The sequence below is a fragment of the Paraburkholderia unamae genome (assembly GCF_003096875.1).
Classification (GTDB): Bacteria; Pseudomonadota; Gammaproteobacteria; order Burkholderiales; family Burkholderiaceae; genus Paraburkholderia; species Paraburkholderia unamae.
On record NZ_QEOB01000039.1, the window covers coordinates 1 to 23,487 of the forward strand.

Sequence of the window (23,487 nt, forward strand, 5' to 3'; positions counted from 1 at the left end):
GCCAGGCCATCGGAGTTCGGGTCGATGCCGACCATCGCCGCCATCTCCAGATGCTGGCTGTTGCGCATGATCTTGATCATCAGGTCCGTGCCGATGTTGCCGGAGCCGATGATCGCGGCCTTGAGTTTTTCTCTTGCTGACATGTTTCCTCCACGATGGAAGGCGGCGGGCGCGCATGCGCTCACAGCCCTTCTTTTCAGTGATCGCATGGTAGGAGGACTCTCATTAACTGTCAACATGTGATTTAGACTACTGTATGTTGAGAGTTAATGGGTTGAATCGACTCGTGCTTGCGCAATTACCGGTTCAGACTATATGATTCGTATATGGAACATATAGGGAGCGTAGTATGGGCATCGTGAACATCGACGACGAACTGCACGATCAAATCCGCAAGGCGAGCGCCGTGTCATGCCGGTCGATCAACGCACAGGCCGCCTTCTGGATCAAGATTGGTATGTTGTGCGAAATGAATCCGACGCTGAGCTTCAATGAGATCGTGGCGCGTGAGTTGCGGGCCGCGGGCGTTGTGGAGCAGAGCGTCAGGGCGGCGTCGGCATGACGAAGCGCCCCGAAGAAGTGGCGTTGCTGGCTGAGTCGGGCAAGTTGCTCGCCGGTGTGTTCGCTCACCTGGACCGGCTGAACCTGATCGGCATGTCGACCATGGAGGTCAACGACCTTGTCGATAGCCACATCGTGAATGAACTCGGCGCACGCCCCGCGAGCAAAGGCCAGTATGGCTACGCCTACGCGCTCAACGCTTCGCGCAACAACGTGGTTTGCCACGGCGTGCCGTCCGCGACGGAGCGATTGCAGAGCGGGGATATCGTCAATTTCGATATCACGCTGGAGAAGAACGGCTATATCGCCGACTCCAGCAAGACCTATCTAATTGGCGAGGTGTCGCCAGCGGCCAAACGGCTCGTGCAGGTGACCTACGACGCCATGTGGAAGGGCATCAAGACGGTGCGCCCAGGCGCCAGGCTGGGCGATGTGGGGCATGCCATCGAGCGGCACGCCCGGCTAAACGGTTATTCGGTCGTGAGGGAATATTGCGGGCACGGCATCGGGCGCGAAATGCACGAGCCGCCCCAGGTGCTGCATTGGGGAAAACCGCGAACGGGTCTCGTGTTGCGCGAAGGCATGGTGTTCACCATCGAACCGATGCTGAACCAGGGTGGGCATGACGTTCAGACCGAAGACGATGGCTGGACGGTCGTCACGCGCGACGGGCAACTCTCCGCGCAATTCGAACACACCGTGGCCGTGACCGGAAACGGCGTGCGGGTCTTGACGCTGCGCCGCGACGAAAGGCCTGCGGCCTAACGCAGTTCGGACGCCGATGGTTCCAGCACGCTGCGCAGCTTGCCGAGCAGCCAGTTGACCAGCGGGTTTTTATGCCGGTAGTGATTCCATGTGGGAACCTGGTGCGCGCCCAGAATGCGTTTGAACTCGTATGAGGTCGCGCCCAGCTCGATTTCCGCGAAGCCTTCACGAATGCCGAATTCGACCGTGCGAATGAACATGGCGAAATACAAGCCGTAGTCATGGCTCCTCGCGTAGTCGAGCCCGATATAGCGGTTGACCAGGTGACGCCCCTTGCCGATCAACTGCGTGAAGCCGATCAGTTCGTCATCGAGAAAGAACAGCAGATAGTGGCTGAGGCGGCTCGTATTGGCGAAATACTCCGGCGTGAGCTTTTCGAATTTCAACTCGGCTTTTTGCCAGGTGTTCAAATACAGTTGATACACCTTGGCGACCAGGTGATCGGGCAAGCCCGCGCACTCTTCATAACGCAGCGCCGCCGCTTTTTTCAGCTTGCGTTTGAGCAGGTTCCTGCGGTCGCTCTTCATGGCCTGATAGTAGTCCGGGCCGATCGAGAGCACAGGCACGGGCAGCCCTTTTGCCGCCACGAAACCCTTGAGCGGCAGATTCTCGTCGAATCCCTTATAGGCGAGCAGACTCCCTTTCTTTTCGAGCGCCGCGCTGATGGCCGCGAGCGTCTCCCCGGAAACCTCGCCGTGAATGCGGCCGGCGTCGACAGTCGGGTGCCCGATGCACGCCAGCTTGAAGCGGATCCCGCTCAGGCTGCGCTTCAGCCAGCCGTTGGGCAGCAGGGTATTGAGCCGGAAATCCATCACGAAGTAGGGCGCCACGGTCACGAGCGCGCCTGCGCGGTAGACGGCGAAATAACCGAAGCTGAAGTCGTCCAGGCGCGCGGTCTGAAAGGCCTGATAAAACTCCGCGCCCTCCGGCTCGTCGCGCAGGAACCCCTCTGGCGGAGTGACCAGGTCCTCGATGTGCAGCATGGTAGCCGTCCTTTTTCTGATGGTCTTGCCATCGTTTTGTCATGGAAATTCACATCGTCCGTTCGCGTCACGGCAATGCCGGGCATCGATTGTCTGTGATCCGCACACGGTTGTCGAACGCCCGCAAGCCGTTGCGGCCGGAGCGATCGCTCACGGGCGATGTTGCACAAAAACGACTCCCGCTGCGGGCAAATACTGCTCGCCGTAGGCGAACTGACAGCGAGTGCCTTGCTGCGCCCGTCTTTTCGGCATTTGTTGCAGTTTTTTGAATTGATTCTTCCAGATTCAGGAAGAGACCTTGCGGAACCGGGATCACGTTTTCCCGAATGTCCTTTTCTATACTCGCGGCGTCTCAACCCCAGCGTTTCCATAGAACTGGAGTCTCACAGTGAAAAAAATCTCGATCGCCGCAGCATGCGTCACCGCATTCGCGGCGGCTTCGGCCCACGCACAAAGCTCTGTCACCCTGTACGGTCTCATCGACGCCGGTATCGCTTACACGAATAACGTGGGCGGTAGCGGTCGTGTCGCCCTCGCGAGCGGCAACATCAGCGGCAGCCGCTTCGGCCTGCGCGGCGCCGAAGATCTCGGCGGCGGCCTCAAGGCGGTCTTCGTGCTCGAAAACGGCTTTAGCGTCAACAACGGCGCACTGGGTCAGAATGGCCGCATGTTCGGTCGTCAGGCTTATGTTGGTCTGAGCAGCAACGCGTACGGTACGCTCACGATGGGTCGCCAGTACGACGACGTCGTCGACTTCGTCTCGCCGCTGTCGGCCACGGCCGGCACGTTCGGCGATTCGGGCTTCGCCCACCCGTACGACAACGACAACCTTCAGCACAGCGTTCGCTTCAACAACTCGGTCAAGTACACGAGCCAGAACTACGGCGGCTTCAAGTTCGGCGGCATGTACGCGTTCAGCAACAGCACCGAGTTCGCCGTGAGCCGCGCCTACAGCGCGGCGGCAAGCTACAACTACGGCCCGTTGACGGCCGCTGCCGGCTACTTGCAGACCAACGGCTCGGGCGCCAAGACCGGCACCGCGTTCTCGAACACGAGCGGCGCTGTCGACCAGGCCGAAGTCAAGGGCAACCTCACGTCCGACGTGCAACGCACCGTCGCTGCCGGCCTGAACTACGCGATCGGACCGGCCGTGCTGGGCTTCGTCTACTCGCACAGCCAGTACCAGGGCACGAGCGCGTTCGGTCTGAACAACGGTTCGGTGCGCTTCGACAACTACGAAGTGAACGGCATGTACAACTTCACGCCCGCCCTCAAGGCCGGCCTGTCGTACGCGTACACCGACGCGCATCTGAACGGCACGACCTCGTATGGCGCCGATCCGAAGTGGAGCCAGGTGAACGCGATTGCGCGTTACTCGCTGTCCAAGCGCACGGAAATTTACGGCGAAGCGATGTACCAGCACGCAACGGGCAACAAGAACGTCGCGGTCATGTACAACGCGGGCGGCGCGTCGTCGACGGGCAACCAGGTCATGGGCGCCGTCGGCATGCTCACGCGCTTCTAAAGCGGCGGCGTTGGCGTAGCACGAATTCATACGTCAATCCGGGAGTCTTTTTTGCCCGTCTAACCAGACGGGCTTTTTTATTGGCGCACGCGCCCGGCACGACCGGGCCGTCGCGCATTGCCTACTCGCAGTTTCAAAAGAAGAAACCAGCGGGGCGTTTATCGCCCGGTGGCGGTGAACTATCGTTGATCATCCTTTTTCAACGAGGCAATCGCCATGCACATCTACCTTGTCAGAATGGAGCATCCCGACGGGGAAGGCTGGAATCAGCACGTCGTCGAACACGTGCAGTATCTGAAAGCGTTGATCGCCCGCGGCCAACTGCTTGCATCGGGGCCGCTTAAGGCGGGACCAGGCGCGCGCCGGGCGGGCTTCATCGTCATGAAAGCGCCCGACCGCGCGGCGGTGCAGGCGCTTGTCGACGCCGATCCCTTTGCGCGCGAGGGCCTGATTTGCGCGCTCACCATCGAGGAGTGGGACCCGCTCTTCGGCATGCTCGCCGAACATTCGAGCCAGAGTTTGCCGCCCGAACTGGCCGCGCTTGCATGAAGCGCGAGCGCCGTTCGGATCATGGACCTCTTCATCATGGGAATCGCGACATGCTGTATGAAATCGTGACGCTTTCTTGCCTGCCGCTCGAGCAGGACACCGTTTCCGCCGGCGCACACCGCTGGGTATCGGACGCCGACGCGTCGGGCCTTCTGCTTGGGGCGTGGCGCACGGAAATCGGCGAGCTCTTTCAGATCAAGCTCCTGCGCGCGTTCGAGACGCCCGAGGCGCTGGAGCAGGAGCGCGCTCGCGCGCTCGCCAGCACGCGGCCCTTCAATATCGACACGCCGAGCGTGGGGCTGAGCATGGAGCGCTATGCGCCGTTTCCGTTTTTGCCGCCCGTGAAGCCTGCGGTGTTTGGCGGCGTGTACGAGTTCCGGACGTATTGCCTGAAGCCCGGCGGCCTTGAGCCGACCCTTGCGGGCTGGGAGCGGGCGATCGAACCGGCGCACGCGTATACGTCGCATCTCGTCGTGAACCTCTACGCGCTCGACGGGCCGCCGCGCATTACCCACATCTGGGGATTTTCGAGCTTCGCCGAGCGTATCGAGCTGCGCGCACGGCATTATGCGCAAGGTCTTTGGCCGCCCGTTGGCGGGCCGCAGCAGATCGCCCGCGCGACTTCGACGATCGCGTTGCCGGAAGCGTATTCGCCGTTGAAGTGAGGCTCAGGGTGGCGCGCCCTTGGCCGCCACCGCCGCCGCCGCGTGATTCCCATTCCCACCGTCTCCCGAAGCTTTTCGGCGTCTTGAGCCGCTACGCCTGTGCAGGCGGCTCACCCCTTCTCGCCGTTCCCCTCTCCGATCGCCCCGCATGACCCCTTCGCGCGCCCGCGCCAGCCGGCGCGCGCGGTGTCGCATGCGGGAAATGCCGTATTTGAATATCTAAAAAACACAGTGTATAAACACGTTGTTTAATAAGATCGAGCGAAAAATAGATATCGCGCGAAAAGGATTGGAGAGACGCCGCGAGGCGGCACGAACCAGCGACCCCGACCGGATGAAGGCGCCCCACGCGGCGCCCGCTGCGGCTTTCCGGCCCGCAGCGTGAACGGCCTGTCTGCAAGGCCGCGTCGCCTTTGGCACACGCGGCAGGGGCACGCTTTTGCCCGCAGTTCCGTGCATGTCGCGCAAATTGCCACGGCCCTGCGCACACGTGTCCTGCCAGCGGGCCGGTGACTGGCTTCGCGCAGCGTTTCAATTTGATTAGTACTACCTAATTCAAACCAGTGGAGAGGAGACTCAGGCATGAAAGGAAAGGTGCTGTTAAGTGCGTTGCTAGGTCTGTATGCCGGCGTTTCATGGGCGCAGGGCAGCGTGACGCTTTACGGAATTCTCGATGAGGGTCTGCTGTTCAACGACAACGCCGCCGGCCACCGCCAGTACGCGATGGTCGCCAGCGTGTTGAGCGGCAACCGTTTCGGACTGCGCGGCAGCGAGGATCTGGGGGGCGGGCTCCAGGCGGTCTTCGTGCTCGAGAACGGGTTTGACATCAACACGGGCAAGCTCGGCCAGGGCGGGTTGATGTTCGGCAGGCAGGCCTGGGTCGGCGTGTCGAACGCGCGTTGGGGGAGCGTCACGCTCGGGCGGCAATACGATGCGTCGATCGATTATGTGGGGCCGCTCGCCGCGCCGAGCCAGTGGGGCGGCTATATCGTCACGAATCCCGGCGACATCGAAAACTACAGCGCCGCCAATCACCTCAACAACTCGATCAAGTACAAAAGCGCCAGTTTCGCCGGCTTGACGTTCGGCGGCGTCTACTCGCTTGGCGGCGTGGCGGGCGACTTCACGCAGAACCAGATCATTTCGGTTGGCGCGAGCTACGCGAACGGCTGGATCGCGATCGGAACGTCCTACCTGAACGCACGCAATCCGAACGCCTCGTACTACGCGACGAGCCTGCCGAATGCCACGGCCGCGACCAACAACTTCTACACGCCCGTCAACAGCGGTTACGCGTCGGCGCACACGCTCCAGATGGTCAATGTCGCGCTTGCGTGGACGCTCGGGCAGGCCACGCTCGGCATGAACTATTCGAACAGCCAGTTCAAGGGCTTGAGCGGCCAGGCAGGCGTGCTCAATCCGGCCGGGCTCAAGGGCGACGCGGCATTCAACAACGTCGCGCTCAATCTGCGCTACCGGGTTTCGCCGGAACTGCTGCTCGGCGGCCAGGCGTCATACAGCCATGGCAGCGCGGTAGCGGGCGAACCCGGCGGCAAGTATGGCCAGTTCGATCTCGGCGCGCTGTACTCGCTCTCCAAGCGAACCGATCTCTACGCCACGGCCGTGTACCAGGTCGCCTCGGGCACGCAGTCGACGGGCACGCGTGCGGTCGCTTCGATCTTCGGGCTCACGCCTTCGTCCTCGAACCGGCAGGCGGCCTTGCGCCTCGCCATTCGTCACGTCTTCTAAACCGTCGGCGCGCATGCGCCATCCGGCCCGCGCCGCGAAAGCGCTCGGGCCGCCCAATGCGGAGCTATTCATGGAATCCATCGAAAACGCGAATCGCGCGCTGTCGGCTGCCGGTGCTACGGCGAGTCGTGCGAAATTCGTCGTCGGGGCGCTGTTCTTCATCAACATGGTGGGCTATCTGGACCGCCAGATCCTCACGCTCTTCGTGCAGCCCATCAAGCACTCGCTGGGGCTCAGCGACGGGCAAATGGGACTGATGCAGGGCGCCGCGTTCGTGCTCGCCTTCACGGTGGCCGGGCCCTTCATCGGCCGCCTCGTCGATCAGCGCAACCGGCGCAACGTCTTGGCGGCGTGCATCGCGATCTGGTCGCTCAGCGCGGCCGCGAGCGGCTTCGCGCACAACGCCACGCAGCTTTTCATCGCCCGCATGGGCGTGGGCATGGGCGAGGCCGCGCTGCTGCCCGCCGCACTCTCGCTGATCGCCGACTACTTCGACGCGACGCGTCGCGGCAAGGCGCTGGGTTTCTTCCTGACGGGCGTCTACGCCGGCGCCGGTTTGTCGCTCGCCATCGTCGGCTTTGCGTTGCCCGGCATGGATGGGCTCGCCGCGCGGCTCGCCGCCGCCGGGCTGCCGATCGAAACGTGGCGTCTCGTGATGTTCGCGATGCTGCTGCCCGGCGCGCTCTGCTGCGCCTTGCTCGTCTTCGTGCAGGAGCCGCCGCGCGCATTCGCCGCTTCGCACGCGGCGCCGCTCGACTGGTCGGGGCTGCGCGACTGGGTCCACGGCATCGCGCTTTACGTGCCGCACCACGTCTCGTTCGCGCTGATCACGTTCTGCTCGTTCGCCACCACCGGCTGGGTGCCGACGGTCCTGATCCGCGAGCATGGTTTCGCCGCGCGCGAAGCGGGCATGACGTATGGCTGCCTGCTCGCGGTCATCGGCTGCGCCGCCGCATATCTCGGCGGCGTGATCGGCGACTACCGTAGCCGCAAGGCCGGTGGCCACGGGCGCGTGGCCGTGGCGGCGTGGTGCCTGCCGTTCGCGGCCGCGGGGTTTGCGACCGTCGCGCTCGCGCCCAATGCGGGCATCGTGCTCGCGGGCACGGCGCTGCTCTCGGCGGCGCTCGGCGTGGCCATGGTGATCGGTCTGCTTTCGATTGCCGACCTCGCGCCCGCGCGCTCGCGTGGGCAGATCTCGTCGATCTATCTGATCTTCACGGGGTTGATCGGGTCGGCGGGCGGTCCCGCATGCATCGGCTATGCGAACGATCTGTGGGGTGCGCCGGGGCGGCCGTTGAGCCTGCTGCTGGGCCTCGTTTGTCTCGCGGTGCTCGGCGCGGCGGCGCTGCTGCTGTGGATTTGCCTTGGCAAGATTCGCGCAAGGACGGTGCGATGAGGAAGCCCTGCGGCCACGGCGGCCGCAGGGCGCGTCACGCTCAGGCCTGGAGCAGTTCGGGGTTGGGCGTGAGCACGAGGCGGCCCGACACACGCGCCGCCTCGACGCGCGCGTGGGCGTCCGCCGCGGCTTCGAGCGGCAGCGTCCCGGCGACGATGGGGCGCACCACCGACCGCGCGATCAACGCGAGCGTGTCTTCGAGCTGCGTGCGCGAGCAACTGGAAACCGGCAGCAGGCTGACCGTGCCGTGGATGAGTTGCGCCGGGCTGAAGCTCACGAAGGCGGGATCGACCTGGCCGATCAGCAGCCACTTGCCGAGCGGCGCGAGGCTGCGTCGCGTGGCGTGAAAGCAGGCGCCGCCGACGTTGTCGAGCACCACGTCCACGCCTTCGCCGCCGCATGCGCGGCGCACATCGGCGGAAAAATCCGCGCCGCGCCCGGCGATCACGACTTCATGCGCGCCGTTCTCGCGGATGATGGCCGCCTTGGCGGGCGACGACGTGGTGGCCACGACGAAGGCGCCTGCCGCGCGCAGCAGTTGCAGCGCGTGCAGGCCGAGGCCGCCCGCCGCGCCGGTCACGAGCACGCGCTCGCCGGGCGCGACGCGCGCGACGTCGCGTACGGCGTTCAGCGAGGTGCCGACGCAGCACGCGGCAATCGCCGCCTCGGCGAGCGGCACGTGCTCCGGCACGGGCGCCACGTTGCGCTGATCGACCGAGACGAACTCCGCATAGCCGCCGTTGAGCCCCCAGTCGCCGAGGAAAACGCGCTCGCCGCACAGCGTTTCCCAGCCGCCCCGGCAAAACCGGCAGGCGCCGCAGATGTAGCGCCGCTGCGTGGTGGCCACGCGATCGCCTGGCTTGAAGCCGCGCACGGCCGGCCCGGCGGCCTCCACGATGCCCGCGACTTCGTGACCCGGAATCAGCGGCAACTGCACGCCTTTGTGCAGCACGCCGGCGCGCACCGCGATGTCGTGCGCACAGACGCCGCTGGCGGCCACGCGGATCAGCACATCGGAGGGGCCGACTTCGGGGCGCGGGAGAGTTTCGAGCTTGAGGGCGTCCAGGCCGCCGGTTTCGCGTACGACGATGGCTCTCATGCGTTCACCCTTTCGAAGCGCACGAGCGCGGCGTGCTCGCCGAGCGGGTCGAGGACGGCGCGCACGCGCTCGCCCGGCGCGGGCAGCGCGTGCGGTTCGTCGACCAGATTGGCGTAGAGCAGCGGCCCTTCCTCCAGACGCACGACGATCACGGTATAGGGCAGCGCATCGGCGAACTCGGCGAAGTACGGCCGATGAAACCGGCACGCGCTGACGATCTCGCCGCGCCCGGACAGCGCGCGCAATTCGGCTTGCGCCGAGCGGCATGTGGGGCAGCGCAGCGCGGTGGGATAGCGCACGGCGCCGCACTGGCCGCAGGCCTCGCCGACGAATTCGCCGGCGCGCAGCGCCTGCCAGAAGCGGGCGTCGCGCTCTCGCACGGGCGGCATGGGCCGCGTTTCGATGGTCATGCTTCACCTCCATAGATGAGTACGGAACTTTGGGGCGCGGCGCACGCATAGACGATCGTTGCGGCGCCCGGAATCTGCCGGGCGAGCGCTTCGCCGCGAATCTGCCGCACGGCTTCGACGTTGAGCGCCCAGCCCTGCATGTAGCTTTCGGAGAGATGGCCGCCGCTCGGATTCGCGGGATGCGCGCCTTGCAGGCCGAGCGCGCCGTCGAGCACGAGGCGGTCGGCGCGGCCGGCTTCGGCGAGGCCGAGGCCTTCCAGTTCGAACAGGACGGCGGGCGTGAAGTTGTCGTAGAGCATCAGCGCGTCGGCGTCGGCGGCCCCGCGCCCGGCCATCGCGCGGGCCGACTCGTGCGCGCTCGCGAGCGCGCCGCGCCAGTGGTCGGCGGGGGGGAAGCTGGCGCCTGCAAAGTCCGCGCATTGCCCGTGTCCGGCGAGATAGACCGGGGGTTTCGCGAGACCTCGTGCCTCTTGCGCGGCGCTCATGATCATCGCGACGCCGCCGTCGTTGATGAGGCAGTAATCGAGCAGGCGCAGGGGTTCGGCGATATATCGGGATGCGAAGTAATCGTCGCGCGTGAGTGCCTTTTGCATGACCGCGAGCGGGTTGAGCGCCGCATGGCGGCGGAACGTGAGCGAGATCTCGGCGAGCGCGGCCGGATCGCTGCGATGCTCATGCGCGTAGCGGGCGTACATGAGCGCGTGAAACGCGCCCGGCGACGTCATGCCGTAGGGCGCCCAGAAGCTCATGCCGCCGCCGTAGGCGTCGCCCGCGCCGCCATACGTGGCCCCTGCGGAGCGCCCGTCGTTGCCGTAGACGAGCGCGACGCGGCGCGCCTGGCCGCTTTCGATCAGCATGGCCGCGTACGCGATGGCGATGCCGCAGATGCGCCCGGCGGCGGGCCACGTGGAGGAGACGTTGGGCGCGAGCCCGGCGAGTTCGGCGAAACGCTGGTTGTCGGGGATCCGGGCGACGACCAGGCCGTCGATGTCCGCGGCCTCCAGACCCGCGTCGTCAAGGGCCGCCTGGAGCGCTTCGACGCCCAGGTCGAAGCTGGTTCGATCCGGCAGCCGGCCGAATCCGGTCGTGCCTACGCCGACCACGGCAACAGAAGACTTCATTTGCACTCCTGAGATGATTGCGTGAATGACAGGGTGAACGATTGCGTGACAAAGGGCTGGGCGAGGCCCGGCGTCGTAACCCGCACGGCGAACACAGCGCCCGCGCCGGGCTCGTCGTGCAGGGTCGCTTCGCCAAGGCCCATGCGCGCCGTGGTGATGAAGAGGGTGCGCCGGTCGGCGTCGCCGAAAGCGCAGCTCGTCGGTTTGCTGACCGGCAGGCGGATCGACTCCGCGACGCGCCCCGACGGGTCGATGCGGTCGATCCGGCCGCCGCCCGCCATCGCCACCCAGAGGCAACCGGCTTCGTCGATGGCGCAACCGTCCGGATGGCCCGGGCCTTCAGTCCTCGCGTGCAGGGTGCGCGGTCCGACCAGCCCTTCCTCGCGCGCCCACGGATAGCGCCAGACCGTACTGCGGTAGGTGTCCACGAAGTACTGGGTGCGTGCGTCCGGGCTCCATGCCAGGCCGTTGCCCAGCACGAAGCCCGCGTCGAACGCGGCGGGCACGCCGCCCTCGAAGCGGAACAGGCTGCCGAGCGGCGCCTGCACGCGCCGGTCCATGCCGCCTACCCAGAGCGCGCCCGCGGGGTCGACACCCGCATCGTTGAAGCGCTGGTCGCCGAGAAAGACGTCGTCGCGCCACAGGTCGGCGAATGCGTTTTCCTCCGGGTCGTAGCTGCGAATCTGGTTGCGCTGGACGCAGACGAGCGCTTTGGGAGAGAGCGCCAACGCCCCGATGGGGCGCTCGATGGGAATCGAATGATGGCGGCCGTCGAGCGTCATGCGCCAGATGGCGGGCGCGGTGACATCGATTCCCCATAGACATGAGCGGCGCTCGTCCCAGATGGGCGACTCGCCCAGGTCGCAACGAAGCTCGCCGAGCGGCTCGGCGTATCCGGTTCCTGGCATTGAAAGTCCTTATTGAACAGAGTGTACAAAAGAGGAATTTTTTCTTTTCGAGTCTACATACAGCGTGTTCAAAATTCAAATGGTTTGTAGATCCGAGCTGGGTGGGACGCGGAAAATGCCCTTCTTGTGGACGATACAGCCAATCAGTGCGTGGCTCCGGAGTGTGGGTGCAAAGAGGTGTCGGCCTGGAAATATCCGTTAAATCCCTTAGTTGATCGATTTTAAACACGATGTACAATCAAAAAACAGACACCAGGGAGGGGCAAATGAGCGAAGGCGGAGAATGGCGTAACAACCTGCATCACTACATTGACGGCCGGTGGATCGAAGCGGGCGCGGGCGGCACGCTGGAGATCGTCGATCCGGCTGAGGAATCCGGCTGCGGCACGCTTGCGCTGGGCGGCGAGGCGGATGTCGATGACGCGGTGCGCGCGGCGCGCGCCGCCTTCGAAACGTTCGGCTGCTCGACGCTGGCGGCGCGCAAGCAACTGCTGGAGCGGATCATCGAGTGTTACTCGGCGCGCCGCGCCGAACTCGCCGACGCCGTGCGCCGCGAGATGGGCGCGCCCGCGTGGCTGGCCGCCGGTCTCCAGGTCGATCTCGGGCTCGCCCATTTGCGCTCGGCGCGCGAGGTGCTCGATCGTTATGCGTTCGAGCACGACGCGGGGCGCTCGCGCATTGTTTCCGAGCCGATCGGCGTGTGCGCGCTGATCACGCCGTGGAACTGGCCGCTCAACCAGATCGCGTGCAAGGTTGCGCCCGCGCTCGCCACCGGCTGCACGATGGTGCTCAAGCCCTCCGAGCTGGCGCCCTTTTCGGCCACCTTGTTCGCTGAAATCCTCGACGAGGCGCAGACGCCCGCCGGCGTCTTCAATCTGGTGCATGGCGATGGCGCGACGGTTGGCTCGGCGTTGAGCCGCCATCCGGACGTCGACATGGTGTCGTTCACGGGCTCGACGCGCGCGGGCGTGCAGGTCGCGCTGAACGCGGCGCCTACCATCAAGCGCGTGAGCCAGGAACTGGGTGGCAAGTCCGCCAACCTCATCTTGCGCAGCGCGGACCTCGAAGCGGCCGTGGTCGACGGCGTGCGCACGATCATGCTGAACTCGGGGCAGTCATGCAACGCGCCTTCGCGCATGCTGGTGCCGCGCGAGCGTCTCGCGCAGGCGAGCGACTATGCGCGGCGCGCGGCGCAAGCGATCGCGGCCGGGCCAGGCGCACCAGGCACGCAAATCACCATCGGACCGGTGGCCTCGCGCGCGCAGTTCGAAAAGATCCAGGGCCTGATTCGCCGCGGCATGGAGGAGGGCGCCACGCTCGTGGCGGGCGGCCCGGGGCGGCCCGATGGCGTCGAACGCGGATTTTACGTGCGGCCCACGGTGTTCGCGGATGTGCACAACGACATGACGATCGCACGTGAGGAGATCTTCGGGCCGGTGCTCGTGATGATCGGCTACGACAGCGAGGAGGACGCGATCGCGATCGCCAACGACACGCCTTATGGACTCGCCGCCTACGTACAGGGCGAGCCCGGCGAGGCACGGCGCGTTGCGGCACGCTTGCGCGCGGGGCAGGTGGTGCTCAACGGCGCAAGCCTCGACACCGACGCGCCGTTCGGCGGCTACAAGCAATCGGGCAACGGCCGCGAGTGGGGCGAGCACGCGTTCGCCGAATATCTGGAAACCAAGGCGATCGTGGGCGCATGAGGCCACCGCGCAACGACATGACAGACCTTGAAAAAAACCCCGCCATGACCGGCTCGATGCAACATTGGCCGTTGCTGATCTGGAAGCTCATCGATCACGCGGCGCTCAATCACCCGGCCACGGAAATCGTGACGCGCACGGTGGAAGGCCCGCTGCACCGAAGCACGTGGGCGCAGGCGCACACGCGGGCCAAACGTGTGGCCGGCGCGCTGCGCGCGCTCGGCGTGCAGGCAGGCGACCGGGTGGGCACGCTCGCCTGGAACACCGTTCGCCATCTGGAGTGCTGGTACGGCATCTCGGGCATGGGTGCGGTCGCGCATACGATCAATCCGCGTCTTTTCGTCGATCAGATCGTCTATATCGTGAATCATGCGCGCGACCGCGTCCTGTTCTTCGATCTCAGCTTCGTCGATCTGGTCAGGCAGATTGCGCCACGCCTCGAAACTGTTGAACACTTCGTCATCCTGACCGATGGCGAGCACATGCCGCCGCAGGAGGCTGCGCGGCTGCTCTGCTACGAGGACCTGCTGGCCATGCAGAACGGCGACGAGCCGTGGGCCGAACTCGACGAGAACAGTCCCGCCGGGCTTTGCTACACCTCGGGCACGACCGGCAATCCCAAGGGCGTGCTCTACACGCATCGATCCACGGTCCTGCACGCGTGGTCCGTTTGCCAGCCGGACCTGCTCGGCATGTCCGCGCGCACGAGTGCGCTGCCCGTCGTGCCGATGTTCCACGCCAACGCCTGGGGCATTCCGCATGCGGCGGCCGCTGTCGGCGCGAAGCTCGTCATGCCGGGCCCGGATCTCGCCGCGCCGGCGTTGCAGCGCCTCATCGTGGACGAGCGCGTGACGCTCACCGCCGCCGTACCGACCGTGTGGCTCGCCGTGCTGGCGCACCTGGAGCGCGAGGGCGGCGATCTTGGCGTGCTGGAGCGGCTCATCATCGGCGGCGCGGCGGCGCCGCCTTCGATGATCGAAGCATTCGAGCAGCGCTACGGCGTGAGCGTCGCGCACATGTGGGGCGCGACGGAACTGTCGCCCGTGGGGTCGTCCGGCATGCTCTGCGCGAGCGCGGCCGCGCTGTCGCCAGCGCGGCAGCTCGAACTCAAATGCACGCAGGGCCGCGCGCCGTTCGGCGTCGAAATGGTGCTGCGCGACGACGAGGGGCGCACGCTGCCGCGCGACGGCGTGCAGCGAGGCCGCCTTGCCGTGCGCGGACCGTGGGTGGTGGACCGCTATTTCGACAGCGAAGGCGGCCACGCGCGTGACCGGCGCGACGCCGATGACTGGTTCGACACCGGCGACATTGCGACCATCGACGAGCGCGGCTACATGCGCATCGTCGATCGCGCGAAGGACGTCATCAAGTCGGGCGGCGAGTGGATCAGCTCCATCGAACTGGAAAACGCCGCAATGGGCTGCCCGGGTGTTGCCGAAGTCGCCGTGATCGGCGTGGACGATCCGAAGTGGGGCGAGCGTCCCGCCATGCTCCTCACACGCGAGGCGGGCGCCGCAGTCGCGCAAGCCGACGTCAAGGCCTGGCTGCGCGAGCGGGTGGCGAAGTGGTGGATGCCGGAGCACGTGATCTTCATCGAATCGATGCCGCACACCGCGACCGGCAAGATCATGAAAACGGCGTTGCGCGAGCAGTTTGGCGCAGCGGGTTCCAAACCGGAGAAAGGAGGCGTCAAGCCGTGACCGAGACCGAAATCAAAGCGATCCAACCCGAACCGTTCGACAAGATCGGGCGCCCGCTGCGCCGCGACGACTGGCGCACCCTGGGCGAATCGACTGAGCGCCTGCTTTGCGAAGCCATCGACGCAGGCGACGCGGAGCGCGCGAAAGCGCTGGTGCGCTACGCGCTGAACGAGCGCAAGCCCGTACACGACCTCAGCGCCGACTGGGTGTGGGACTCGCTCACGCGCATTGCGCAGCGCTGGGGCGAGGACGCGGTGGGCGAGATGCTGCGTGACGTCCAGTCGACGTGGATGCTACGGCGCACGTGGAAGGCTTTCCTGAAAATGACGGTGGAGGAGCGCGCGCAGCTATGCGCGGAAATGATGCGCTCGCATGCCTTCACGGCAGAGCCGGGCGCCAATGGCGTCACGGTCGAGGAGGACGACGAGAAGTACACGATCCGGCTCGACCCTTGCGGGTCCGGCGGCCGCATGCGGCGGGGCGATCCGGCCGACGGCTCGCCATCGCGCCTCGGGCCGCCCTACGAGTTCGGCGTGACCGCGCAGGCGCACGACTGGTCGTGGGGCCAGGAAAACGTGCCGTACTACTGCGCGCATTGCGCGGTCAACGAAATCCTGCCGATGGAATGGGGCGGCCATCCGCTCTGGGTCACCGCGTTCGACCCCGACGCCTCGCGGCCCTGCGCGTGGCTACTCTACAAGAAGGCAGAAGCGATCCCGGTGCACTTTTATGAACGCGTGGGCCGCCAGAAGCCGCCCGCAGGCGAAGGCCAGTACTGAATCCGCCGGCGTCACCCGGCATCGACACGACACACTGGAGGAGAGACGACATGGCAGGACCACTGGAGGGGCTGCGCATCATCGAGATGGTCGGCATCGGGCCTTGCCCGTTCGCGGCGATGATGCTGGCCGACATGGGGGCGGAGGTGATCCGCATCGACCGGCCGCCCGTGCCGGGCGCGCCCAATCCGTATCCCATGCTCGGCACGCGCTTCGACGTGATGGCGCGCGGCCGCCGCTCGCTGACGCTCGATCTGAAGCACCTCGACGCGCGGGACGTCATGCTGCATCTGTGCGAAAAGGCCGACGCCATCATCGAAGGATTTCGGCCCGGCGTGATGGAGCGGTTAGGCATTGGTCCCGACGATTGCCAGGGGCGCAGTCCGAAGCTCGTGTACGGACGTGTGACGGGCTGGGGGCAGACCGGGCCGCTCGCCCAGGCGGCCGGGCACGACATCAACTACCTCGCCTTGACGGGCCTGCTGCACGAGATGGGCCCGGCTGACGTGCCGCCCACGCCGCCGCTGAACCTCGTCGGCGACTTTGGCGGCGGCGGCATGATGTTCGCGTTCGGCGTGCTGTGCGCGCTGTTCGAGGCGCGCCGGTCGGGGCGCGGCCAGATCGTCGACTCCGCGATGCTCGACGGCTCGAACCTGCTCGGCGCGATGATTCACGGTTTTCTCGCGCACGGTTCCTGGCGTGACGGACGCGAGACCAATATTGTCGCGGGTGGCTCGCACTTCTACGGCACCTACGCCTGCGCGGACGGCAAGTATATTTGCGTGGGCGCGATCGAGCCGCATTTCTACGCACTCCTGCTCGAACGCTGCGGCGTGACGGACGACGCCTTTCGCGATCAGATGAACGAAGCGCACTGGCCTGCGCTCAAGGCGAAGACTGTCGAACTCTTCAAGACCCGCACCCGCGACGAATGGAGCGCGCTGCTCGCCGGCACGGACGCGTGCTTCGCGCCCGTCCTCGATCTACATGAGGCGCCTCGCCATGAGCAAAACGTCGCGCGCGACAATTTCATCGAGGTGGACGGCGTGATCCAGCCAGCCCCGGCGCCGCGCTTCAGTCGCACGCAGGCGGGCGTGCACAGCGGTCCCGCGACGCCTGGGCAGCATAACCGCGAGATCCTCGAAGGCTGGGACGTGCCCGCTGCGTTGATCGAGCGCGTTGATGGCGCGAGTCCCGCCAGTCGCGCCGCATAGCGTGCGATGCCGCGCATGCCGAAAACGATAAGCAGTCCGATGGATAGTGCGGGAACGGACGCTTGCGGCCTGCGCGTCGAGACGCGCGGCCGCGTGCGATGGCTGCGCATCGAGCGCCCGGCGCGGCTCAACGCGCTGGACAGATCGCTGGTGCACACGTTGGGGCTCGCCTTGCGCGAGGCCCAGCGCGATGACCGCGTGAGCGTGCTGGTGCTCGCCGGGGCCGGTCGCGCGTTCTGTGCGGGCGCCGATCTGCACGGGCTCAGTCAGACGCTACAGCAAGCGCAAGCCGCGCAGGGCGAAGGCGGCCCGCGCCGCGCGGGCCGCCTCGTCGATCAATGCGCGGCCTTGATGCGCCGCCTCGAACGCGTGAGCAAGCCCGTGCTGGCGGCCGTGAACGGGTTCGCGGTGGGCGGCGGCCTCGAACTGCTTTTGTGCTGCGATTTGATCGTCGCCGCGCGCAGCGCCCGCATTGGCGACGGGCACGCGAAGATCGGCGCGCTGCCGGGCTCCGGCGCGAGCGCGCGCTTGCCACGCCGTTTGCCGCCCGCGCACGCGAAGTTTCTGCTGTTCACCGGTGACATGCTCCCCGCCGACGATCCGCTATTGGCGGCGCTGATTCATCGTGTGGTGGACGACGCCTCGCTCGAATCCGTAACCGCAGCGCTCGCCGACACGCTGGCCGCGAACAGCCCGCTCATGCTGGCGCGCCTGAAGCGCCTGCTCGCGAGCGGAGCGGACGCCACGCTCGGCGACGCGCTGCGGCTCGAACGCCAGGCGCGGCTTCGTCATGCCTCCAGCTTCGATTGCCGCGAGGGCGTCGATGCCTTTCGCGAAAAGCGCGCACCGGATTTTCAGGGCCGCTAGCGCGCCGCCTCCGGTCACACCTTCACAACCCGCCTTCCTCTCCCGCCGCGCCGGCGCCCGTGCCATTGCCGGGATGCTAATATATACACGCTGTGCAAAAAACGGCGCCAGGTGCGTGCGGCAACGCGATATTTCGAATGCCCGCGCATTTGTCCATTCGAAATGACCATGCGCCGGCATGCGCAATATCCGGCGAATCAGGGAGATGGCTTGTCAATGCAGACGGATGATAAGGACGTTCAGGCGGACGCGCCCGATCGTATCGATTACTCGCAGGAGGCGCCTACCCGCATCCTGACCGCCGCCGCGCGCCTGATCCGGCGCAACGGCGTGCGCGCGGTCTCGTTCGAAGGTATCGCGAAAGCGGCCGGCGTCACGCGCGGCGCGATCTATTACAACTTCAAGGGGCGCGACGACCTGTTCCTGAGCCTGCTCGAGCACCTGATGGACCGGCGCATGGCCGGGCTGCGCAAGCTGTTGCAGGCGAGCGAGCCCGCCGCGCGGGTGAACAAGGTAGCGGCCCTGCTTGCCGAGGACATTCTGGAATGGCGCAGCTGGACCACGCTGTTCGCGGAAACCTGGCTGGACGCGCTCGGTTCCGAAGCCCTCATGGAGCGGCTGGCGAAGTTGAGGACGGGCTTCTATCACCAGATAGCCGGCGTCTTGAAGGAGGCCTTTCCGCACAGCCAGCCGGAGGCTCAGGAAGAGTTCGCGGTCATTTTGCTCGGCGTCGTGGCCGGGCTCGCGATTGAAGGTTCGATCAGCGGCCTGTCGCTGGGCGCGCCCCAACTGGAACGCTTTCTCGTCGACGCGATGATGGCGCGTTTCGGCGCCTGAACGCCGCACTGCGAATATCCCGCTTTCCATTCACGGCGGCGCTTGCGCGCCGCGCATCGATTCCCGTTTTCCACCCCCTCCGGTTCCGCAGCGTGGCGTCTTCATCAGGCGCAGGGTAAATACGTATACTTATAAAAAACGTCGAGTTTATACAATGTGTTTAAAATGAATCGCAAGACAAAGCCATTGATCTGAAAACATCTGGAGAGAGACACATGAACAAGCCTGAAAGCCGGACGCTCGCTGCGCTAGTCGAGGAGCTGGCCGTGCGCTTTCCCGAGCGTCCCGCAGTCAGTTTCGAAGGGCGCACGGTCACCTTCGCGCAGTTTCGCGATCTGGCGATCGAGTTCGCGAAGGCCTTGCAGGCCGAGGGCGTCATGCCCGGCGACAAGGTGGGCATCCTGATGGGCAACCGGATCGAATGGCTGGTCGTGAACTTCGCCATCCAGTACCTGGGCGCGACCATGGTGGCGCTCAACACGTGGTACACCGCGCGGGAACTGGCCTATGTGCTCGATCATGCGGACATTTCCGTGCTCGTGACCGTGGATCGCTATCTGAACGCCGACTATGTGGAAATGCTCGACGGGCTCGCGCCGCTGTCCGAGACATTTCCGCGACTCAAGCGCGTGGTCATGCTCGGAGACCGCACGGCCGCGCAGGCGATCGGCTACGAGGCGTTCGTCGCGCGCGGCGCGGCCGTGGCCGACACGGTCATCCACACGCGGCTCTCCGCCGTGCAGCCGAGCGACATTGCTTACCTGCTCTATACGTCGGGCTCCACTTCGCATCCGAAGGGCGTGCTGTTGCAGCACGACAGCCTGATCGAGAATACCTGGAATATCGGTGCGCGTTTGCATCTGGATAGCGACGACGCCTTGTTTCTGCCCGTTTCGCTGTTCTGGGGAATGGGTTGCGAGAACCTCCTGCTGACGAGCTGGACACATGGCGTGCATATCGTCATGCAGCAGCAGTTCGACGCAACGGAGGCGCTTCACCTCATCTCCCGTTACCGTTGCACGGCGCTTGGCGCGACGCCGAATATCGTGCACGCGATCTTCGAGCACCCGCAACGCGGCGAATACGATCTTTCCGGTCTGCGAAAGGGCGTGGCGTCCGGTTCGCCCGAGGTGTCGCGCAAGCTGATCGCCACGGCCATGCCGCTGCTGTGCCACTGCTACGGGCTGACCGAATGTTATGGCTTCGCGACGGTGAACGATGCGAGCGATCCTGTGGCCAGGCGCGCGGAAACCGAAGGACGCGTGTTGCCTGGGACCCAGGTGCGCATCGTATGTCCGGAGACCGGGCGTACCCTGCCGGCCGGCGAAGCGGGCGAGGTGTGTCTGCGCGGGCACGTGATGCGCGGCTACTTCAAGAATCCGGAAGCGACGGCGGCGAGCTTTGACGCCGACGGTTTTTTCCACACGGGCGACCTGGGCGTGCTCGACGCCGAAGGTTTCCTGCACTTCAAGGGGCGCATCAAGGAGATGCTGAAGACCGGCGGCATCAACGTGGCGCCGATCGAAGTGGAAGAGGTGCTGCGCACCCATCCGGCCATTGAAGAAGCGTTCGTTACCGGACTGCCTGACCCTGTGCGCGACGAAGTGGTGGCGGCCGTGATCGTGCTGGCGCGCGGCGCGACGCTAGACAAGGCGGCGGTGCTTGAATACTGCCGGGCTTCACTGGCCGCGTATAAGGTGCCGCGCGAAGTGGTGTTCGTGCCCATGCACGAGATTCCGCAGACCAGTACGCGCAAGGTCCACAGAATGCGGCTGGTGGAATTGTTCAGCAAGGCCTAGGCGCACCGCGCCAACAGGCAGCGAGCCCGGATCTTTCCGGGCTTTTTTGTTTTCGCCGGGTTTCGCGGGTTTTCGTCGATTCGCATCGCGTTGATCTGTCGCCATAGGATTGATCTATGGCGGTCAGAACTAATCGATAGTTGTGGACAAGCGCGATTCAGCATGTAATCGGCTGCGTTTAGCAGCATGTCCATGCATCATTGGGAGACGAAATTGAAGGTTCTTGTAGCAGTGAAACGCGTGGTGGATTACAACGTGAAGGTTCGCGTGAAGTCGGACGGCACGGGCGTGGATATCGCCAACGTGAAGTTCTCGATGAATCCGTTCGATGAAATTGCTGTTGAAGAAGCCGTGCGGTTGAAGGAAGCGGGTGTCGCCACCGAGGTGATCGCCGTTTCGTGCGGTCCTTCGCAGTCGCAGGAAACGCTGCGTACGGCGCTCGCGATTGGTGCCGATCGCGCGGTGCTGGTCGAGTCGAATGAGGACCTGCAACCGCTGGCCGTGGCGAAGCTTTTAAAGGCGCTGGTCGATAAGGAACAGCCATCGCTCATCATCCTCGGCAAGCAGGCGATTGACGACGATTCGAACCAGACCGGGCAGATGCTCGCCGCCCTGGCGAACCTGCCGCAAGCCACGTTTGCTTCGAAGGTTGTCGTGGCCGATGGCAAGGCCACCGTGTCGCGCGAAGTGGATGGCGGCGCGCAAACGCTGTCTTTGACGCTGCCCGCAGTCGTCACGACCGACCTGCGCCTGAACGAGCCGCGCTACGTCACGCTACCGAACATCATGAAGGCGAAGAAGAAGCCGCTTGAAACGGTCAAGCCGGAAGACCTGGGCGTTGACGTTACGCCGCGCCTGAAGACGCTGAAGGTCGCGGAACCGGCCAAGCGTAGCGCGGGCGTGAAGGTGCCCGACGTTGCGGCGCTGATTGACAAGCTGAAAACCGAAGCCAAGGTGCTGTAAGGGAGCGATTTGAAAATGACGATTCTGGTTATTGCCGAACACGACAACGCGAGCGTCAAGGCCGCGACGCTGAACACCGTGGCCGCTGCGAAAAAGATTGGCGGTGATGTGCACGTGCTGGTGGCGGGACACAACGCGCAGGCCGCAGCCGATGCGGCAGCGAAGATCGCAGGCGTTGCGAAGGTGCTATTGGCCGACGCGCCGCAACTCGAACACGGTCTCGCTGAAAACGTCGAAGCGACGGTCATCAGCATTGCGAAGAATTACTCGCACATCCTCACGCCGACCACGGCCGCGGGCAAGAACGTCACGCCACGCATTGCCGCGAAGCTCGACGTTGCGCAGATCAGCGACATCACCGCCGTCGAATCGCCCGATACCTTCGAGCGTCCGATTTACGCGGGCAATGCGATCGCCACGGTTCAATCGGCCGATCCGGTCAAGGTCATCACTGTCCGCACGACCGCGTTCGACGCAGCCTCAGCCGAAGGCGGCAGCGCCGCAATCGAAAAGCTCGAAGCCGCAGCGGACAGCGGCCTTGCGCAGTTCGTGAGCCGCGAAGTCACGAAGCTCGATCGCCCGGAACTCACGAGCGCGTCGATCATCGTCTCCGGTGGTCGCGGTCTTGGCAGCGGCGAGAACTACACCAAGGTTCTGGAACCGCTCGCGGACAAGCTCAACGCAGCCCTGGGCGCGTCACGCGCCGCCGTGGACGCGGGCTACGTGCCCAACGACTACCAGGTCGGCCAAACCGGCAAGATCGTTGCGCCGGGGCTTTACGTTGCCGTGGGCATCTCCGGCGCGATCCAGCATCTGGCCGGCATGAAAGACTCGAAGGTCATCGTCGCGATCAACAAGGACGAAGAAGCGCCGATCTTCAGCGTGGCCGACTACGGCCTCGTAGGCGATCTCTTTGCAGTCGTACCGGAGCTCGCAAATGTCCTCTAACCCTAACGCAGAAAGGCCCGTTCACGCTCATCGCGATGAAATCGGGACTGCGAAATTTTCCGCGCAGTCCATGCTGTTCGTGCCGGGCAGTCGTCCCGAGCGCTTCGAGCGTGCGCTGGAAAGCGGCGCCGACGCGGTCATCATCGACCTGGAGGACGCCGTCGAGCCCGCGGCGAAGGACGCCGCGCGCGAGCACATCGCCAACTGGGTGTCGCGCAAGCGCCCGGTGCTGGTTCGCATCAACGGGCGGGGCACTCCGTGGTTCGAGCGCGACGCGAAGCTCGGCGCTCTGGACGGCGTGGCCGGCATCGTGCTTCCGAAGGCGGAGCACGCCGCCGATGTCGCTGCGACGGTCGCGCTCGCGCGCCGCCGCATACCGGTCTTCCCGCTGGTCGAGAGCGCGCTCGGCATGTGGAACGCGATGGAGATTGCGAAGGCGCCGTTCGTGAAGCGCCTGCTGTTCGGCACGCTCGACTTCATCGCGGAGATGGGCATGGATGACGACGGCGAGCCGCTCAATCACCATCGCGCGCAACTCGCGCTGGTATCGCGCGTGGCGGGTATCGAAACGCCGGTGGACGGCGTCACGCCCGATATCCACGATGAAGGCCGGCTTGAACGCGATGCGGAAAACGGCAAGAAGCTAGGATTCGGCGCGAAGCTCTGCATCCATCCGAAGCAGATCGAAGCGGTACATCGCTGCTATCGCCCGAATGCGCGCGACCTCGATTGGGCGGCGCGCGTCGTCGAAGCGTCGGACAAGACGCAGACGGGCGCGATTGCGCTGGACGGCAAGATGATCGACCGGCCGGTGCTGCTGCGCGCCCAGCAGTTGCTCGCGCTGGACGCCGCCGTGCGCCGCAAGGCCGATCGTTTTGTGGAAGCGGTACGGTAAAGGGTGCGGAAACCTGGCGCGGCAAGCCGCGCCAGGTTTCGCTTGCCG

22 protein-coding genes and 1 pseudogene are annotated in these 23,487 nt (G+C 65.4%); 17 read left to right on the forward strand and 6 right to left on the reverse strand.

Annotation, left to right across the window (positions count from 1 at the left end; genetic code table 11):
- A pseudogene (locus C7402_RS42710) lies at window positions 1-143 on the reverse strand (acetaldehyde dehydrogenase); the annotation flags it as partial.
- Between the two features lie 206 nt (window positions 144-349).
- Here C7402_RS42710 and C7402_RS42715 point away from each other — a divergent pair.
- Together C7402_RS42715 and map are read left to right on the forward strand one after the other, a co-directional pair.
- The gene (locus tag C7402_RS42715; protein WP_116614841.1) at window positions 350-562 is read left to right on the forward strand and encodes a ParD-like family protein; all 213 of its coding nucleotides are present in this window, start codon (window positions 350-352) and stop codon (window positions 560-562) included.
- A complete protein-coding gene (gene map, locus C7402_RS42720) occupies window positions 559-1,326 on the forward strand; it encodes a type I methionyl aminopeptidase (RefSeq protein ID WP_116614842.1) in 768 nt (255 codons plus the stop codon). The genes C7402_RS42715 and map overlap by 4 nt, the downstream gene beginning before the upstream one ends.
- Here the strand turns inward: map and C7402_RS42725 are convergent.
- Window positions 1,323-2,309, reverse strand: coding sequence for a GNAT family N-acetyltransferase (locus tag C7402_RS42725; protein ID WP_112177904.1), 987 nt, complete (start codon window positions 2,307-2,309; stop codon window positions 1,323-1,325). The two genes, map and C7402_RS42725, sit on opposite strands and share 4 nt — an antisense overlap.
- A 388-nt stretch (window positions 2,310-2,697) precedes the next feature.
- On the opposite strand from C7402_RS42725, the gene C7402_RS42730 reads away from it, so the two are divergent.
- From C7402_RS42730 to C7402_RS42750, 5 genes are all read left to right on the forward strand, one after another.
- Complete coding sequence (locus C7402_RS42730) at window positions 2,698-3,834, forward strand: porin (protein WP_116614843.1); 1,137 nt, start codon at window positions 2,698-2,700, stop codon at window positions 3,832-3,834.
- Between the two features lie 216 nt (window positions 3,835-4,050).
- Window positions 4,051-4,383 (forward strand): YciI family protein, encoded by a 333-nt coding sequence (locus C7402_RS42735; protein ID WP_112177902.1) that lies wholly within the window; start codon window positions 4,051-4,053, stop codon window positions 4,381-4,383.
- Window positions 4,384-4,433: 50 nt separating this feature from the next.
- Window positions 4,434-5,048 (forward strand): NIPSNAP family protein, encoded by a 615-nt coding sequence (locus C7402_RS42740; RefSeq protein ID WP_112177912.1) that lies wholly within the window; start codon window positions 4,434-4,436, stop codon window positions 5,046-5,048.
- 582 nt (window positions 5,049-5,630) lie between these two features.
- The gene (locus C7402_RS42745; RefSeq protein ID WP_112177901.1) at window positions 5,631-6,797 is read left to right on the forward strand and encodes a porin; all 1,167 of its coding nucleotides are present in this window, start codon (window positions 5,631-5,633) and stop codon (window positions 6,795-6,797) included.
- A 70-nt stretch (window positions 6,798-6,867) separates the two neighbouring features.
- Window positions 6,868-8,193, forward strand: a complete 1,326-nt coding sequence (locus C7402_RS42750; protein ID WP_165842122.1) for an MFS transporter — start codon at window positions 6,868-6,870, stop codon at window positions 8,191-8,193.
- Window positions 8,194-8,233: 40 nt separating this feature from the next.
- On the opposite strand, the gene C7402_RS42755 is transcribed toward C7402_RS42750, so the two are convergent.
- Genes C7402_RS42755 through C7402_RS42770 form a run of 4 tightly spaced genes read right to left on the reverse strand, consistent with a single transcriptional unit; the run spans window position 8,234 to window position 11,731 of the window.
- Entirely contained in the window at window positions 8,234-9,292 is a 1,059-nt protein-coding gene (locus C7402_RS42755) for a quinone oxidoreductase family protein (RefSeq protein WP_116614845.1), read from the reverse strand.
- On the reverse strand, window positions 9,289-9,702 hold the full coding sequence (locus C7402_RS42760) for a Zn-ribbon domain-containing OB-fold protein (RefSeq protein ID WP_112177898.1): 414 nt from the start codon (window positions 9,700-9,702) through the stop codon (window positions 9,289-9,291). Before C7402_RS42760 ends, C7402_RS42755 begins: the two co-directional genes overlap by 4 nt.
- The gene (locus tag C7402_RS42765; RefSeq protein ID WP_116614846.1) at window positions 9,699-10,823 is read right to left on the reverse strand and encodes a thiolase family protein; all 1,125 of its coding nucleotides are present in this window, start codon (window positions 10,821-10,823) and stop codon (window positions 9,699-9,701) included. Before C7402_RS42765 ends, C7402_RS42760 begins: the two co-directional genes overlap by 4 nt.
- Window positions 10,820-11,731, reverse strand: coding sequence for an SMP-30/gluconolactonase/LRE family protein (locus tag C7402_RS42770; protein ID WP_116614847.1), 912 nt, complete (start codon window positions 11,729-11,731; stop codon window positions 10,820-10,822). The genes C7402_RS42765 and C7402_RS42770 overlap by 4 nt, the downstream gene beginning before the upstream one ends.
- A gap of 266 nt (window positions 11,732-11,997) precedes the next feature.
- On the opposite strand from C7402_RS42770, the gene C7402_RS42775 reads away from it, so the two are divergent.
- The 10 genes from C7402_RS42775 to C7402_RS42820 all read left to right on the forward strand — a co-directional run bounded on the left by C7402_RS42775 (window position 11,998) and on the right by C7402_RS42820 (window position 23,439).
- Window positions 11,998-13,437, forward strand: a complete 1,440-nt coding sequence (locus tag C7402_RS42775) for an aldehyde dehydrogenase family protein (protein WP_116614848.1) — start codon at window positions 11,998-12,000, stop codon at window positions 13,435-13,437.
- A gap of 17 nt (window positions 13,438-13,454) precedes the next feature.
- A complete protein-coding gene (locus C7402_RS42780; protein WP_341869288.1) occupies window positions 13,455-15,137 on the forward strand; it encodes a long-chain fatty acid--CoA ligase in 1,683 nt (560 codons plus the stop codon).
- Window positions 15,134-15,916: a hypothetical protein gene (locus C7402_RS42785; protein WP_116614850.1), complete on the forward strand. Its 783-nt coding sequence runs from the start codon at window positions 15,134-15,136 to the stop codon at window positions 15,914-15,916. Before C7402_RS42780 ends, C7402_RS42785 begins: the two co-directional genes overlap by 4 nt.
- Window positions 15,917-15,966: 50 nt before the next feature.
- Complete coding sequence (locus C7402_RS42790) at window positions 15,967-17,130, forward strand: CaiB/BaiF CoA transferase family protein (RefSeq protein ID WP_116614851.1); 1,164 nt, start codon at window positions 15,967-15,969, stop codon at window positions 17,128-17,130.
- A 39-nt stretch (window positions 17,131-17,169) separates the two neighbouring features.
- Window positions 17,170-17,997, forward strand: a complete 828-nt coding sequence (locus tag C7402_RS42795) for an enoyl-CoA hydratase/isomerase family protein (RefSeq protein WP_165842123.1) — start codon at window positions 17,170-17,172, stop codon at window positions 17,995-17,997.
- A 168-nt stretch (window positions 17,998-18,165) separates the two neighbouring features.
- Window positions 18,166-18,834 (forward strand): TetR/AcrR family transcriptional regulator, encoded by a 669-nt coding sequence (locus tag C7402_RS48120; RefSeq protein WP_279635610.1) that lies wholly within the window; start codon window positions 18,166-18,168, stop codon window positions 18,832-18,834.
- Window positions 18,835-19,049: 215 nt separating this feature from the next.
- Window positions 19,050-20,633 carry a class I adenylate-forming enzyme family protein gene (locus tag C7402_RS42805; RefSeq protein WP_116614854.1) on the forward strand — a complete coding sequence of 528 codons (1,584 nt, stop codon included), beginning with the start codon at window positions 19,050-19,052 and terminating at the stop codon, window positions 20,631-20,633.
- 213 nt (window positions 20,634-20,846) lie between these two features.
- Complete coding sequence (locus tag C7402_RS42810; RefSeq protein ID WP_116614882.1) at window positions 20,847-21,596, forward strand: electron transfer flavoprotein subunit beta/FixA family protein; 750 nt, start codon at window positions 20,847-20,849, stop codon at window positions 21,594-21,596.
- A 15-nt stretch (window positions 21,597-21,611) separates the two neighbouring features.
- On the forward strand, window positions 21,612-22,544 hold the full coding sequence (locus tag C7402_RS42815) for an electron transfer flavoprotein subunit alpha/FixB family protein (protein ID WP_116614855.1): 933 nt from the start codon (window positions 21,612-21,614) through the stop codon (window positions 22,542-22,544).
- A 70-nt stretch (window positions 22,545-22,614) separates the two neighbouring features.
- A complete protein-coding gene (locus tag C7402_RS42820) occupies window positions 22,615-23,439 on the forward strand; it encodes an HpcH/HpaI aldolase/citrate lyase family protein (RefSeq protein ID WP_244315076.1) in 825 nt (274 codons plus the stop codon).
- Window positions 23,440-23,487 lie beyond the last annotated feature (48 nt).

Coding starts and splice junctions, on each gene's coding strand:
- C7402_RS42715 (WP_116614841.1), top strand. CDS start 350: ATGGGCATCGTGAACATCGACGACGAACTGCACGATCAAATCCGCAAG.
- map (WP_116614842.1), top strand. CDS start 559: ATGACGAAGCGCCCCGAAGAAGTGGCGTTGCTGGCTGAGTCGGGCAAG.
- C7402_RS42725 (WP_112177904.1), bottom strand. CDS start 2,309: ATGCTGCACATCGAGGACCTGGTCACTCCGCCAGAGGGGTTCCTGCGC.
- C7402_RS42735 (WP_112177902.1), top strand. CDS start 4,051: ATGCACATCTACCTTGTCAGAATGGAGCATCCCGACGGGGAAGGCTGG.
- C7402_RS42740 (WP_112177912.1), top strand. CDS start 4,434: ATGCTGTATGAAATCGTGACGCTTTCTTGCCTGCCGCTCGAGCAGGAC.
- C7402_RS42745 (WP_112177901.1), top strand. CDS start 5,631: ATGAAAGGAAAGGTGCTGTTAAGTGCGTTGCTAGGTCTGTATGCCGGC.
- C7402_RS42750 (WP_165842122.1), top strand. CDS start 6,868: ATGGAATCCATCGAAAACGCGAATCGCGCGCTGTCGGCTGCCGGTGCT.
- C7402_RS42755 (WP_116614845.1), bottom strand. CDS start 9,292: ATGAGAGCCATCGTCGTACGCGAAACCGGCGGCCTGGACGCCCTCAAG.
- C7402_RS42760 (WP_112177898.1), bottom strand. CDS start 9,702: ATGACCATCGAAACGCGGCCCATGCCGCCCGTGCGAGAGCGCGACGCC.
- C7402_RS42765 (WP_116614846.1), bottom strand. CDS start 10,823: ATGAAGTCTTCTGTTGCCGTGGTCGGCGTAGGCACGACCGGATTCGGC.
- C7402_RS42770 (WP_116614847.1), bottom strand. CDS start 11,731: ATGCCAGGAACCGGATACGCCGAGCCGCTCGGCGAGCTTCGTTGCGAC.
- C7402_RS42775 (WP_116614848.1), top strand. CDS start 11,998: ATGAGCGAAGGCGGAGAATGGCGTAACAACCTGCATCACTACATTGAC.
- C7402_RS42780 (WP_341869288.1), top strand. CDS start 13,455: ATGACAGACCTTGAAAAAAACCCCGCCATGACCGGCTCGATGCAACAT.
- C7402_RS42790 (WP_116614851.1), top strand. CDS start 15,967: ATGGCAGGACCACTGGAGGGGCTGCGCATCATCGAGATGGTCGGCATC.
- C7402_RS42795 (WP_165842123.1), top strand. CDS start 17,170: ATGGATAGTGCGGGAACGGACGCTTGCGGCCTGCGCGTCGAGACGCGC.
- C7402_RS48120 (WP_279635610.1), top strand. CDS start 18,166: ATGCGCCGGCATGCGCAATATCCGGCGAATCAGGGAGATGGCTTGTCA.
- C7402_RS42805 (WP_116614854.1), top strand. CDS start 19,050: ATGAACAAGCCTGAAAGCCGGACGCTCGCTGCGCTAGTCGAGGAGCTG.
- C7402_RS42815 (WP_116614855.1), top strand. CDS start 21,612: ATGACGATTCTGGTTATTGCCGAACACGACAACGCGAGCGTCAAGGCC.
- C7402_RS42820 (WP_244315076.1), top strand. CDS start 22,615: ATGCTGTTCGTGCCGGGCAGTCGTCCCGAGCGCTTCGAGCGTGCGCTG.